Source organism: Acidiphilium sp. PM, assembly GCF_000219295.1.
GTDB classification, from domain to species: domain Bacteria; phylum Pseudomonadota; class Alphaproteobacteria; order Acetobacterales; family Acetobacteraceae; genus Acidiphilium; species Acidiphilium multivorum.
Genome location: NZ_AFPR01000209.1, coordinates 1 through 13,252, shown reverse-complemented (window position 1 = coordinate 13,252; position 13,252 = coordinate 1). Strand labels below are relative to the sequence as shown.

Below are 13,252 nucleotides of genomic sequence, written 5' to 3'. Positions count from 1 at the left end.
CCTATGACCGCCCGGCGCATGACCGTGCGCTGCGCAGCCTGCTCGCGGCAATCCTGCCCTATCCCACCCGCTTCCGCGCGGCTTTGCGCGCGGCGGCGCTCGGCCGGCTCGGCCGCAGCCTCGTGCGGGGTGAGGGCACGTTGGTGCGCCGGATGCGCGCCATGCTCGATCTTGCCCCCGCAAAGCTGCCGCCGCCAAGCTCGACGGAGCGGCCCGGCGTCTTCCCCGCACACGGAGAGCGGCGCGCGCGCGTCGCCCTGCTCGCCGGCTGCGCGCAGCAGGTGCTCGACCCCGGCATTCACGACGCGACGATCCGCCTGCTCAACCGGATGGGTGTCGAGGTCGTCGTCGCCGCCGGCGCCGGATGCTGCGGCGCCCTCACTCACCATCTCGGCCGGCACGAAGCGGCGCTCGGCTTCGCCCGCGCCAATGTCGCCGCCTGGACGCGGGAGATCGGCGCCGGCGGGCTGGATGCCGTGGTGACCGATACGTCCGGCTGCGGCACGGTGCTGAAGGATTACGGCTTCCTGCTCCGCAACACGCCGGAAGCGGCGGATGCCGCGCGTATTTCCGAACTCTCGGTCGACATCACCGAACTTCTGGTCCGGCTCGACTACCAGCCGAGCCGCACACTCGCTGCGCCGCTGACGGTGGCCTATCACGCGGCCTGCTCGCTGCAGCACGGTCAGCGGGTCACCGATGCACCGAAAACCTTGCTGCGCCGCGCCGGCTTCGCCGTCGCCGAGCCGCGCGACCCGCATCTGTGCTGCGGTTCGGCCGGCACCTACAACATCCTCCAGCCCGAAATGTCCGAACAGTTGCGCGCGCGCAAGCTCGGGACGTTGCACGCCCTCAAGCCGGACCTCATCGCTGCCGGCAATATCGGTTGCCTCACCCAGCTTGCCGGCGACGGTCTGCCGACGATCCATACCGTGGAACTGCTGGACTGGATGGCCGGCGGCCCCCGCCCGGCCCGGCTGCCAACCGGCGGCTGATTCCGCCTGATTCATTATCTGTTAGGCTGTGGTGTGAAATAACCGCGGCATGAAAGCGGCGGGCCGGTTACAGGATCGAAGGGCAACCTTGTCTGCCGCAACCTGTACCGCGCTTGCGCTGGTCGCCGCCGCCATTACGATCCTTGCTTCGGCACGGACGATCCCTGCCGTTCTGCACGGCACGTTGTTCGATCCTGACAGTTACATGCGCCTGGTCAGAATTCGCCAGGGTTTCGCCGCGGGACATCTCGTGAACATCGTTCTGGGCGACGATTCGGGTCACCCTCTGGTCGTGGAATGGTCGCGACTTTTCGATGCAGTCATCGTCGCGCTTGCGGCCCCTCTCGCCCCGTTCATTGGCTGGACCCGCGCGCTCTTCGCGGCCGGCGTGGCCACCGGCCCGCTCTCGGCCGGGCTGCTCGCCGTCGGCCTTGCTTTCGCGGCCTCCCCACTGACCGGAGGCCGATGGATCTGGGCGCCGGCAATCATCGCGCCGCTGCTGCCTGGCATCCGCAGCTTCAACGTTGTCGGCATCGTGCATTACCACATTGCGCAGGTCGCGCTGACCGCCATCGCCATTGGCTGCACGCTGCGCGCCGGCGCGGGAGACAGGCGGATGGCCTGGGCCGCCGGTATGTGGGGCGGGCTGGCGATCTGGATGATGCCGGAGACAATGCCATTCGTGGTGCTCGGCTTTGGCGCGCTCGGCTATCTGTGGCTGTTCCGCCGCCTTGGCTTCATCCTGGTCCGGATTGGCGCAGGATTCGCGGCAACACTATGGTTCGCGCTCTGGATCGACCCGCCGCACGGCGGCATGCTGACGCCGGAGATCGACAGGCTGTCGATCGTCTACGCCATGCTTGGGCTTGCGATCGCGACCAGTTGCGCCGGGCTCGCCTGGCTGGACCGGTATGCGCCGGAAACGCGCCGTGCCTCGCTCGGCCTCATCGGCGCCACCTGTGTTTTCGCGGTCTGGCTGGCGGCGTATCCGGAAGTGGCGCTGGGGCCCTACGGCCTGATCCCCGCAAAGGCGATGCACATCTTCTTCGGCAGCATCAACGAGGACCAGCCGACCGACACACTGGCGCTCGCCGCCAGCCGGCTCGGTCCGGCACTGCTCGGGCTGGGATACATTCTCCATCGCTTTTGGCGGTGCCGACACCTACCGGCCTTTGCGGGCATCTGGCTGATTGCCGCCGTCGGGCTGACGCTCGCGGCGGGTCTTACGGCGCGGATGATGATCTTCCAGCAATATCCGGCCGCCTTCGCGGCCGGACTGGCTCCCGTCGCGCTGCACGATATTTCCGCCCGTTTTGCCTCAACGCCGCGGCGAGCGGCGACATTGCGTCTGGGGCTGGTCTGGCTTCCGGTCGTTCTCGCCTATGTTCCGGCGCTGGCGCTGGCCGCGGGCCGAAGCGCGACGCCGGGCAACCAGGAACGCTGTTCTCTTCGCGCAGCTTCCGCCTTGCTGGCCCCCGCAACCGGCCGGATCGTGCTGACAGATCCCAGCCTGGTACCGGAGTTGCTTTACCGGACACGGGTCATCGGCGTGGGTTCACTTTATCATCATGGGCTCCGCGCCTTCATGCGCGACTGGAAGGCGTGGCGCACTCCGGCGGGCGTGGCCGAGCCAGCTGCGGTACGGTCGACAGGCGCGGCGTTCGTCTTGTTCTGCCGGGCTGACGGAGCACATTCGGCTCTCGGTCACGGAGCCGCCGCCGACGCCCTTTGGCCCCTGCTTACGTCGGGCCAGACGCCTTCCTGGCTGCAACCGCTCGGGCATGCCGGTGGCTATCGACTATACCGGATCCGGATTTCGGCGCGCTGACAAAAGAAAAGACCGGCACGCCTTTGCGCGTGCCGGCCCATCCCGTTCCAATGAAAGAAACCTTCAGTCGACTTCCTGCGGCGGCGCCGACTCTTCCTGGTCGCCATCCGGCTTTGGAAGCGCGGGCTTGGGTGCCTCGGCAATGTCGAAAGCCAGTTCACCGTCACGAACCGTCACCTTCACGCCGCCGCCGGTTGCCAGCCGGCCGAACAGCAGCTCCTCGGCGAGCGGCTTCTTGATCTGCTCCTGGATCACACGGGCCAGTGGCCGCGCGCCGTAAAGCGGATCGTAACCACGCTCGGCGAGGAATTCCTTTGCGGCCGAGGAAAGCTCGATCGTCACGTTGCGATCCGCAAGCTGTGCCTCAAGCTGCATGACGAACTTCTCGACCACTCGGGCGACGATCTCCGGTGTGAGCCCCGAGAACGGAATGACCGCGTCGAGCCGGTTGCGGAATTCCGGGGTGAAGAGGCGCTTGATCGCCTCTTCGTCTTCTCCGAGACGCACATCACGACCGAAGCCGATCGCGGTCTTCGCCATATCGGCCGCTCCCGCATTCGTCGTCATGATCAGGATCACATTCCGGAAATCGACCGTCTTGCCATTGTGGTCGGTCAGTTTGCCGTGATCCATGACCTGCAGCAGGATGTTGAACAGGTCTGGATGTGCCTTTTCAATCTCATCGAGCAGCAGCACGCAGTGCGGATGCTGGTCGACCGAATCGGTCAGCAGGCCGCCCTGGTCGAACCCGACATAGCCCGGCGGCGCACCGATCAGGCGGGAGATCGAATGGCGTTCCATGTATTCCGACATATCGAACCGCGTCAGCTCGATCCCCAGGGTGGAGGCCAGCTGGCGGGCAACCTCGGTCTTGCCGACGCCTGTGGGGCCGGAGAAGAGGTAGCAGCCGATCGGCTTCTCGGCGTCGCGCAGTCCCGCGCGGGCCAGCTTGATCGCCGCGGACAACGCCTCAATCGCGGAATCCTGGCCAAACACCATCGACTTGAGATCCCGCTCAAGCGTGCGCAGAGTCTCTTTGTCGTCGGCCGAAACCGATTTGGGCGGAATCCGCGCGATCTTGGCAACGATTTCCTCGACATCGCGCAACGTGACGGTCTTGCGCCGCTTGTTCTCGGGCAGCAGCATCCGCGAGGCGCCAACCTCATCGATCACATCGATCGCCTTGTCCGGCAGTTTGCGGTCGTGGATGTATTTCGCCGAAAGCTCGACCGAGGCGCGGATCGCCTCGTCGGTGTAGCGGACCTTGTGATGCTTCTCGTAGGTCGTCTTGAGGCCGCGCAGGATCTTTACCGCATCATCGATCGAGGGCTCGTTCACGTCGATTTTCTGGAACCGGCGCACCAGTGCGCGATCTTTCTCGAAATAGGAGCGGAATTCCTTGTAAGTCGTCGAGCCAATGCAACGCAGCGCGCCGGATGAGAGCGCCGGTTTGAGCAGGTTCGAGGCATCCATGGCGCCGCCGGAGGTCGCACCGGCGCCGATAACGGTATGAATTTCGTCGATGAACAGCACCGCTCCGGGCATGGCCTCAAGCTCGGAAACGACCGCCTTGAGCCGCTCCTCGAAATCGCCACGATACCGTGTCCCGGCGAGCAGTGCCCCCATGTCGAGCGCATAGATCGTCGCCTTGGCCAGCACTTCCGGGACCTCGCCGTCGACGATGCGCTTGGCCAGGCCCTCGGCGATCGCGGTCTTGCCAACGCCGGGATCGCCGACGAAGAGCGGATTGTTCTTCGAACGACGGCAGAGAATCTGGATCGTCCGCTCGATCTCGGTTTCGCGGCCAATGAGCGGGTCGATCTTGCCGGATTGCGCCTTCTTGTTGAGATTGACGCAATAATTCGCCAGTGCGTCCTGTCCGCGCTTCGGCTTCTGCTCGGGTTCGGCCTCCGTGCCCTCGGCGCTGCCCGAAGGGGGGCGCGGCACGGAGCGGCCGGGCGACTTCGCGATGCCATGGCTGATGAAATTGACGGCGTCCAGCCGGGTCATGTCCTGCGCCTGCAGGAAGTAAACGGCATGACTCTCACGCTCCGAGAACAGCGCGACCAACACATTGGCGCCGGTCACCTCGTCCCGACCGGACGACTGCACGTGGATCGCGGCACGCTGCACGACGCGCTGGAACCCGGCGGTCGGCTTCGGGTCGCCGCCACGGTCGGTGGCAAGTCCGGCCAGTTCCTTGTCAAGGAATTCGGTCGTCTCGCGGCGCAGGCGCTCAATGTCGACACCGCAGGCGCGCAGCACCGTCAACGCATCGGCGTCGTCAATCAGGCCCAGCAGAAGATGCTCCAGCGTCGCATATTCATGCCGGCGCTCAGCGGCGAAGCCGAGGGCCCGGTGCAGCGTCTGTTCAAGATTGCGAGACAGCATATCCGATACTCTCCAAGCCGGTCTTCCGTCGGGCAGCCCGTGCCACCCTGGTCAAGCCCGATGCGGCCCAAGCCGCGGTCCTTTCGTCAGGCCGGTTTCCAATGTCCTTCAACAGGCCTGTCGCAATACTGACATGATACGCCGAAAATCTTTCGCAATAGTGACCGGGAACAACACTTCCATGCCATCATCGCGCCCGGCGGCGGCCTGCACCGCCCTATTCCTTCTCGATCGTGCACTGCAGAGGATGCTGGCTCTGGCGGGCAAGGTCCATGACCTGCGTCACCTTGGTTTCAGCAACCTCATAGGTGAACACGCCGCACACCCCGACACCCCGCCGGTGCACATGCAGCATGATCCGCTCGGCCTCCTGGCGGCTCTTGCCGAAGAACCGCTCAAGCACATGAACGACGAATTCCATCGGCGTGTAATCATCGTTCAGCATCAACACCTTGTACAGGGACGGCTTGCGCGTTTTCGTGCGCGTCCTGGTCGCCACTCCGGTGCCCAACCCGTTTCCGGTTCCTCGACGATCTGAGCCTGACATCAGCGTATTCTCGGTCCTCACCACCATATCCTATCCATACGCCCCGGCGGTGGGAAAGAGAAAATTTTCGCCGACCGTCGATTCGCCGTGAGGGGTCCGGTCAGAAGCGGACCGAAGCGGCGAACGAGCCGTATTCGTGGATCCCGCCGGTCTGCCCATGGAAGCGCTCGGTCTGGAACACCTGCGTGTAGGTCAGGCGCACTCCGCGCCAGATGACCGCCACCCCGGCCTCGACCGAGCCGACCACCCGGTAGGGCTGCACGGACCGGCTCGGCTGGAACAGCGTCCCCTGCAGATATTCGTCATGCGCGACCAGCTTCGCCCCGGCGCCGGCGAAGACATACCAGGCAAAGCGGCGTGCGCTGTAGGCATCGCCGCCGGACGGGCCGGGGCTGATCAGGGGCGCGCCGAAATCGGCGCCGAGCCCCTCGCCGACGCGGAAGACCACGCCCGGTTCGGCATAGATTTCGGTGGTGCCGGCCATTGCCGAAATCTGCGGCAGCGCATCGGCCTCCAACCCAGCGCCCGGGCTCGTCAATGGCAGCCGCCAGATGCGGGAGGCGAACAGATCGAAGGCCGGCTCGCTCGGCAACTGATAGGCCCAGCCATGCGTCCGCCCCTGGCCAATGATCGCATGCGTCGTGTTCTGGACGATCTCGGCCCCGGCATCGCGCCCGAACACGCCGGTGTCGAACCCCATGATCGTCCGCGTCCGGTGCGTGTCCTGGATGAGGCTGAAACTTGCCAGCAGCGAACCGGCATAGGGTTCGTCATTGACCGGCGGGTTGATCAGCGTGGTCGCCGCCGGCGTGAAGATCTTCTGGGTGAGGCTGATGCTGACGCGCTGGCGCCCCTGGCCGAGCACCGCATGCCCCCACGCCGCCAAGCCCTGCGGCACCGCCCCTGGATTCGACGTCCAGCCGAGATGAAATCCATTCACATAAAAGCGATCGGTCAGGCTTTGCGTGCTGATCGACGCGTTCTCGTCCTGCAGCGTCCAGATGCCGCTTGGGAACGTTCCCCCCGCACGGGCCGGCGCGGGAATCAGCGCAAGCATGGAGACGGACGTGGCGAGAGCGGCCAGGATTCGGTTCATCTGGAGCGTCCTGCTTGGATGATCGGACCGCAGGGGCAGCCCGAAGGATGGAAAAATGTTCGAGGGAGAAATCGTTCCCGGTGGAACGATTGCAAGTCAAGTGTTGAATGCGGGACACAGCTGCCGCCGAAAAGACATCGGGATGCGCATAAGACACATGTGAAGACTTGCGATTTTCACCGCCGGATGAGCAACCATTTCACGGTCAAATGATAACCCTCGTGATCAGGTCTCATACCGAACGAATTGGCCGGGCAGCCCTGCGGCGTATCGTGCTGGGGCTGGCCCTTCTGGCCGTGGTGCTCGCAACACCCGTATTGGCGCGCGCGGCCTCGCCTGTTGGCGACTGGCTGACCGGCGAGGGGGGCGCCGTGGTCCGCATTGCGCGCTGTCATGATGGGAAGGCGCTGTGTGGACGCATCGTCGGCATCATGCTCGATAGCGGCGCGCGTATGCCAGTTGACTGGCAAGGCCGGCCCCAATGCGGGTTCGAGCTGATCCGTCCATCCGTTCGGCGCAACGGAGAGCTCTGGCGGGGCCGCATCGTCAATCCGCGCAATGGCAACCGTTACCACGCCCAATTCCGCGTCGACCGCGCGGGCCAGCTGGCGCTGCGCGGCTATATCGGCCTGCCGATCTTTGGTGAGACGCGGCACTGGATGCGCTACGACGGACAGGTGCCGGACTCCTGCCGGATCGATCAGACCCAGATCGCCGCCGCCGGGCGGAATGGCGGCCGCGCGCGGGAGTGATTACCCCGCCGCGCGGATTTCGGCCTCGAGCCCGACCAGCGAGCCCAGCCTCGCCAGGCGCCGCTCGATCGGATCGCCGGCGAAGACCCCACTCCGCGCATCGAGAAACAGAACGAGCCGGCTGTCGTCGCGTAGCAGTCTCGTCGCCGCAAGCAGCGCCGGCGTGCCGGCCGACAGGGTGTAGGCGAGGCGCAACGCCGCCCCCAGCGTTTCGGCGCGCCGCGCCGTCGCCATGTCGAGCAGCGCCCGGGCCGGCGCCAGAAACGCGCTTTCCACCGGCGCCTCGTAACGCAGCGCGAGAGTGAGAGCGAGAAAGGCGCGGGCGTGATGGTCGAGCCCGACACCGGTCTGCCGCAGCACCCGCAGGAAGGCCTGCTCGGCGCGATATTCCGGATGTTCGTGATTGCCGATATCGGAGAACCAGCACGCCCCTTCACGCAGCCTTCGGTGCGAGGCGGATTCGTCGGGGAACAGCGTCGCTGTCCAGGCAATCAGCGCGCCGGGCAAAGCAGGGTCGCGCAGCAGCCCCACCGTGAGGTCCCGGCCGGCCGCGATCAGCGGATCCTGGGTGCGCATCGCCTCGGGCAACTGGCGCAGGAACCAGCCCTCGCGCAGGCCGTTGGCGCTGAACACCACACGGCTGGCCCCCGTCGCGCGCAGCAGGCGGCGCAGGATGATGGCGGCAAAGGGCAGATCGTCGATCCGCTTGCGCGCCACCCCCGGCATTCGTTCGATGAGCTTGCGGCTGGCATCGCCGACCACCGCGGACAGGTCGCGCGCCTCGTCCCGGCCGACCGTGTAGTGGTGCACCATCGCCAGCGGATAGCCGGTCTGGGCGATATGGATGCGCGCCAGCGCACGGAAGGCCCCGCCCGACACGAACAGATCCCCCCCCTCGCCATCGCCGAGAAAGGGCACGCCCGCCAGCTCGTCGGACACGATCGCGCGGGCCCGGGCGCGGTCTTCCTGGGCGCGCTCGGCCAGTCGGATCACGCCGATCGGCACCGTCGCCGCCGGGCCGATCCGCCCTTCGGACAGGCGCACGAGTTCGAGCGAACCGCCGCCGAGGTCGGCGAGAATGCCGTCCGCCCCCGGAATGCCGCACAACACGCCCTCGGCGGACAGCCTCGCCTCTTGCTCGCCACTCAGGATGATGACCTTCAGGCCGGGAATCTCAGCCTCGAGACGGGCGACAAAATCGGGCCCGTTCTCGGCATCGCGCACGGCCGAGGTCGCCAGCGCCTCGAAGGGGGCGGCCCCCATGGCGCGGGCGATGGCCCCGTAGCGACGCATTACCGTCACCGTCTCGTCCATCGCCGCCTCATCGAGGCGGCCGGTGCGGATCAGTCCGCGCGCGAGGCGCAGCACCGCCTTTTCGTTGAAGATCTGCATCGGGTTTCGGGACTCGCCCTGAAAAACCACGAGACGGACCGAATTCGACCCGAGATCGACGACGGCGCGGCGGCGCAAAGCGCCGGGCGCCGGTTCGTGAAGCATGCGCGTCATGTCGTCTGCGTAGCGCAGCCGGAGTACGGACGGTAGGGGGGTGTGGCCCGTGACGCAGACCGCCGCTATTCGCAACCCAGCCGCGCCGGAAGGCATTTGCCACCCCTGAGCGCCCCTTCGCGTTTGACTTGGCGGCCCGGCTCCGCACAATAGCGTGGTTGCGAAAGAAAGTGACCACGACATGATCCCTTCCCTCATGCCGAACTACAACCGGATCGACGTCGAGTTCAGCCACGGCGAAGGCGCCTGGCTGACGGCCGCCGACGGCCGACGATTCCTCGATTTCGGCGCCGGGATCGCGACCTCCTCGCTCGGCCACGGCCATCCCGGCCTGACCCGGGCGATTGCCGATCAGGCGGCGAAGGTGATCCACGTCTCGAATCTCTATCGCGTGCCGCAGGCCGAACGCCTCGCCGCCCGCCTCGTCGCGGCGAGCTTCGCCGATAGCGTCTTTTTCTGCAATTCGGGCGCCGAGGCGAACGAAGCTCTGGTCAAGGCCTTCCGCAAGACCATGGCGCGCGAGGGCAAGCCCGAGCGCTACCGCGTCATCTGCGCGCAGGGCGCGTTCCACGGCCGCACGCTGGCGATGATCAGCGCGACCGGCAACCCCAAATATCTCGAGGGCTTCGGCCCGCCGGTCGACGGTTTCGACCATGTGCCGTTCAACAATCTCAACGCGCTGCGTGACGCCATAACGCCCGAGACCGCTGGTATCCTGGTCGAACCGATCCAGGGCGAAGGCGGCATCCGCCCGGCGACAATGGAATATCTGCGCGGGCTGCGTGCCGCGGCCGACGAGTTCGGCCTTCTGCTCGGCTTCGACGAGGTGCAGTGCGGCATGGGCCGTACCGGGAAGCTCTTCGCCCATGAATGGGCGGGTGTCGTGCCGGATGCGGTCAGCACCGCCAAGGGCATCGCCGGCGGGTTTCCGCTCGGCGCCCTGCTCGCGGGCGAACGGGTCGCGGCCAGCCTCGTGCCCGGCAGCCACGGCACGACCTATGGCGGCGGTCCCCTTGCCTGCGCCGCCGGCAATGCCGTGCTCGACACGGTTCTCGCCCCCGGCTTCCTCGATGCGGTCGAGCGCACCGGCCGGCGCCTGCGCGCCGGACTGGAGACACTCGCCGCCCGCCATCCAGATGTGTTTTCCGGTGTGCGCGGCCAGGGGCTGATGCAGGGGCTGGTCTGCACGGTGCCGAACGGCGAGGTGCAGAACGCCTGCTTCGCCGAAGGGCTGCTCATTGTCGCCGCCGGCGACAACGTCGTGCGCCTGGTGCCGCCGCTGATCGTGCGCGATGCCGAGGTGGACGAGGCCCTGGCCCGGCTTGACGCCGCGGCCCGGCGCTGCAAACCGGCCACCGCCCGGGACGCCGCGCAATGAGCGCGGCCATCGATACCGGCCGCCCCCCCGCGGCGCCGCGCCATTTCCTCGATCTGTCGCTGCTCGACACGCCGACGCTGCGCCACATGCTGGACACGGCGACGCGCTTCAAGCGCGCCGGCCGCGCGCTCGGCCATCCGCTCGCGGGGCGGGCGCTGGCGCTGATCTTCGAGAAGCCCTCCACCCGCACCCGCGTCAGCTTCGAGATCGGCATGCGCCGGCTCGGCGGCGAGGTGATCATGCTTTCCTCGCGTGAAATGCAGATCGGCCGCGGCGAGACGGTGGCGGACACCGCCCGCGTGCTCTCCCGCTATGTCGACGGAATCATGCTGCGCACCGACCGTGAGGAAAAGCTGCGCGAACTCGCAGCACACGCCACCGTGCCGGTGATCAATGGACTCACCGAGCGCTCCCACCCCTGCCAGGTGATGGCGGATGTGATGACCTTCGAGGAACAGCGCGGCCCGATCGCCGGCCAGCGCATCGCCTGGATCGGCGACGGCAACAACATGGCCAAGAGCTGGATCGAGGCTTCGGCCCGGTTCGGCTTCCAGCTCCGCCTCGCGTGTCCGGAAGAGCTGCTACCCGACGCCGAGGCACTCGCCTGGGCGCGCGCGCAGGGCGCCGACATCCAGCTCACCACCAGCCCGGCCGAGGCCGTTGAAGGCGCGCGCTGCGTCACCACCGACACCTGGGTCAGCATGAGTGACGAGGACGTCGAGAGCCGGCACAACATTCTCGCCCCATACCGGGTGGACGAGGCGTTGATGGCACGAGCGGCGCCGGATGCGATCTTCATGCACTGCCTGCCGGCCCATCGCGGCGAGGAGGTCAGCGCCGGCGTCATCGACGGTCCGCAATCGGTCGTGTTCGACGAGGCGGAAAACCGACTCTTTGCCCAGCAAGGTATCCTGGCCTGGGCACTCGGCGCGGCGTGATCCGGTTCAGGCCGTCCGCAGCCGCTGCGCCGCCCGCCAGCGCGGATAGAACACGCTGATCGCGAGCCCGGCAAACACCAGCCCGGCCGCGCCCAGCTTCCAGGCCGGCATCGGTTCGCCGAGCCAGAACACTGAGGCGGCCATTCCGAACACCGGCACCAGCAACGCCATCGGGCTGACGGTTGCCGAAGGGTAGCGCGCCAGCAGGAACGCCCAGCTGCCATAGCCGAACCAGCTATTGCCGACCGATTGCCAAACCACCGCTAGCCAGCCGGCGGGCGTGGCATATGTCACCGAATGGAGGATCGCCGCCGGCCCTTCGCGCAGCAGCGCAACGAGAAGAAGCGGCGGAGCGGCGAACAGGCTCGACCAGACGACATAGGCGAGCGCGTTGCGCGCCCCGCTCTCCCGCGCAACGATATTGCCGATCGCCCAGGACGAGGCGGCCAGCAGCACCAGCAGCAGGCCGAACAGGGTTGTCCCGCCGCTCACATGCCGCATGATCACACCGATGCCCGCGACGGCGAGCAGACAGGCGACGATCTGAAAGACGCGCAGACGCTCGCCGATGCGCGCCATCGAGAGAAAGATCGTGAAGAAGACCTGTGTCTGGATCACCAGCGAGGCGAGGCCGGGGGAAATCCGCCCGTCCATCGCGAAGAACAGCAGGCCGAACTGGCCGGCGCCGATCAGCAGGCCGTAGGCGGCAAGATTGGACCACTTCACCCGCGGCCGAGGCAGAAAGAAAACACCCGGCACGGCTGCCAGGGTGAAGCGCAGTCCGGCAAGGAGAAACGGTGGAAACTGGTCGAGAGCCAGGCGAATGACGACGAAATTCGTGCCCCACACGGCCACGACGGCCAGAGCGAGCAATGCATGGCGCGGACTTAGAACTTGCGACTCGCTCACGACCGACCTTGTCTGACACGTGGCGGCACGGCCGGGCGTGCCAGGACGAAGCGGCGGAGACGGTCCGGCGTCAGCTCCAGACGGTAAAGGCGGCGATCAGCAGGATGGTGACGATCACGCAGATCGTGGTGACCGTGATGAAGCGCGAGAAGCTATTCCAGCCCGTCTGACTGGACTGTTCAAGCTGTTCCAGACCGATCGGGAACTTCTTGGGGCCTTCCGTGTCAGCCATCATACGTGCCTTGAACCTTTCTTGCCGCCGTCACCTTGCGTGACCGTTGTGTTCTCTCGCAGCCACGCCGGACATGGCCGCGCCCCCGCAACGGCGAAACACATCCTTGTGACTTCTCCGGTTGATATTGCGTCCCGCAGTCAAACGCAAGGGTTGAGTAGACTGGCCCGTGGGTCGGCGGGCACCTGTTCGCCGCAGATGAGGTTGCGCAACGCCTGCGGATAGATCCTATGCTCCTGGACGAGCACACGGGCTGCCAGGCTCGCCTCGGTATCGCCGGGCAGCACGGGAACCGCCGCCTGCGCGAGTATCGGCCCCTCGTCCATCACTTCCGTCACGAGATGAACGGTGCAGCCATGCAGCCTCACACCGGCGGCGAGCGCGCGGGCATGGGTGTCGAGCCCCGGAAACGCCGGCAACAGCGAGGGGTGGATATTCAGCATCCGCCCGGCCCAGCGGCCGACCAGAAATGGCGTCAGCAACCGCATGAAACCGGCGAGGCAGACGAGTTCGCATCCCGCCTCGCGCAGCGCCGCATCGATCGCCGCCTCATGCGCCGCACGGTCCGCGCCAAAATCCCGCGCCGGAATAGCCCTCGCCGGAATGCCGGCGCTGCGGGCCGTCTCGAGCCCCGGCGCCGCAGCCCGGTTCGACAGCACGATCGCGATCTCGGCCGGAAA

At 66.8% G+C, this 13,252-nt stretch carries 12 protein-coding genes; 5 read left to right on the top strand and 7 right to left on the bottom strand.

Annotated features, from left to right (window positions below; all coding sequences use genetic code 11):
• Both APM_RS09725 and APM_RS09720 read left to right on the top strand, forming a co-directional pair.
• Positions 1-995: heterodisulfide reductase-related iron-sulfur binding cluster (locus tag APM_RS09725; RefSeq protein ID WP_007423197.1), on the top strand; the 995-nt coding region annotated here is incomplete at its 5' end.
• Positions 996-1,083: 88 nt separating this feature from the next.
• A complete protein-coding gene (locus APM_RS09720; protein WP_241763136.1) occupies positions 1,084-2,823 on the top strand; it encodes a hypothetical protein in 1,740 nt (579 codons plus the stop codon).
• 63 nt (positions 2,824-2,886) lie between these two features.
• Here the strand turns inward: APM_RS09720 and clpA are convergent, their stop codons facing one another.
• The 3 genes from clpA to APM_RS09705 all read right to left on the bottom strand — a co-directional run bounded on the left by clpA (position 2,887) and on the right by APM_RS09705 (position 6,857).
• Entirely contained in the window at positions 2,887-5,214 is a 2,328-nt protein-coding gene (gene clpA / locus APM_RS09715; RefSeq protein ID WP_007423195.1) for an ATP-dependent Clp protease ATP-binding subunit ClpA, read from the bottom strand.
• Between the two features lie 217 nt (positions 5,215-5,431).
• Positions 5,432-5,761, bottom strand: coding sequence for an ATP-dependent Clp protease adapter ClpS (gene clpS / locus APM_RS09710; RefSeq protein WP_131493908.1), 330 nt, complete (start codon positions 5,759-5,761; stop codon positions 5,432-5,434).
• Positions 5,762-5,861: 100 nt separating this feature from the next.
• On the bottom strand, positions 5,862-6,857 hold the full coding sequence (locus APM_RS09705) for a lipid A deacylase LpxR family protein (protein WP_007423193.1): 996 nt from the start codon (positions 6,855-6,857) through the stop codon (positions 5,862-5,864).
• A 221-nt stretch (positions 6,858-7,078) separates the two neighbouring features.
• Here APM_RS09705 and APM_RS09700 point away from each other — a divergent pair, with 221 nt between their 5' ends.
• Positions 7,079-7,609 (top strand): DUF2147 domain-containing protein, encoded by a 531-nt coding sequence (locus tag APM_RS09700; RefSeq protein WP_007423192.1) that lies wholly within the window; start codon positions 7,079-7,081, stop codon positions 7,607-7,609.
• On the opposite strand, the gene APM_RS09695 is transcribed toward APM_RS09700, so the two are convergent.
• A complete protein-coding gene (locus APM_RS09695; protein ID WP_013640877.1) occupies positions 7,610-9,115 on the bottom strand; it encodes a Ppx/GppA family phosphatase in 1,506 nt (501 codons plus the stop codon). It abuts the gene before it with no gap.
• 181 nt (positions 9,116-9,296) lie between these two features.
• Between APM_RS09695 and APM_RS09690 the strand changes: the two genes are divergently transcribed.
• On the top strand, positions 9,297-10,493 hold the full coding sequence (locus tag APM_RS09690; RefSeq protein ID WP_035186632.1) for an aspartate aminotransferase family protein: 1,197 nt from the start codon (positions 9,297-9,299) through the stop codon (positions 10,491-10,493).
• Positions 10,490-11,431: an ornithine carbamoyltransferase gene (argF, locus tag APM_RS09685; RefSeq protein ID WP_007423189.1), complete on the top strand. Its 942-nt coding sequence runs from the start codon at positions 10,490-10,492 to the stop codon at positions 11,429-11,431. The genes APM_RS09690 and argF overlap by 4 nt, the downstream gene beginning before the upstream one ends.
• A 6-nt stretch (positions 11,432-11,437) precedes the next feature.
• Here argF and APM_RS09680 read toward each other — a convergent pair whose 3' ends face one another.
• The 3 genes from APM_RS09680 to purN form a co-directional block, all read right to left on the bottom strand.
• Positions 11,438-12,340: an EamA family transporter gene (locus APM_RS09680; protein ID WP_013640876.1), complete on the bottom strand. Its 903-nt coding sequence runs from the start codon at positions 12,338-12,340 to the stop codon at positions 11,438-11,440.
• Positions 12,341-12,410: 70 nt separating this feature from the next.
• Positions 12,411-12,572 carry a hypothetical protein gene (locus tag APM_RS22025; RefSeq protein ID WP_154653547.1) on the bottom strand — a complete coding sequence of 54 codons (162 nt, stop codon included), beginning with the start codon at positions 12,570-12,572 and terminating at the stop codon, positions 12,411-12,413.
• Between the two features lie 140 nt (positions 12,573-12,712).
• Positions 12,713-13,252 (bottom strand): phosphoribosylglycinamide formyltransferase (purN, locus tag APM_RS09675; protein WP_007423187.1); only part of this gene is annotated, 540 nt, incomplete at its 5' end.

Bases quoted from the DNA above. Each gene is read 5' to 3' on its own strand.
- clpA (WP_007423195.1), bottom strand. From the start codon at position 5,214: ATGCTGTCTCGCAATCTTGAACAGACGCTGCACCGGGCCCTCGGCTTC.
- clpS (WP_131493908.1), bottom strand. From the start codon at position 5,761: ATGTCAGGCTCAGATCGTCGAGGAACCGGAAACGGGTTGGGCACCGGA.
- APM_RS09705 (WP_007423193.1), bottom strand. From the start codon at position 6,857: ATGAACCGAATCCTGGCCGCTCTCGCCACGTCCGTCTCCATGCTTGCG.
- APM_RS09695 (WP_013640877.1), bottom strand. From the start codon at position 9,115: ATGACGCGCATGCTTCACGAACCGGCGCCCGGCGCTTTGCGCCGCCGC.
- APM_RS09690 (WP_035186632.1), top strand. From the start codon at position 9,297: ATGATCCCTTCCCTCATGCCGAACTACAACCGGATCGACGTCGAGTTC.
- argF (WP_007423189.1), top strand. From the start codon at position 10,490: ATGAGCGCGGCCATCGATACCGGCCGCCCCCCCGCGGCGCCGCGCCAT.
- APM_RS22025 (WP_154653547.1), bottom strand. From the start codon at position 12,572: ATGGCTGACACGGAAGGCCCCAAGAAGTTCCCGATCGGTCTGGAACAG.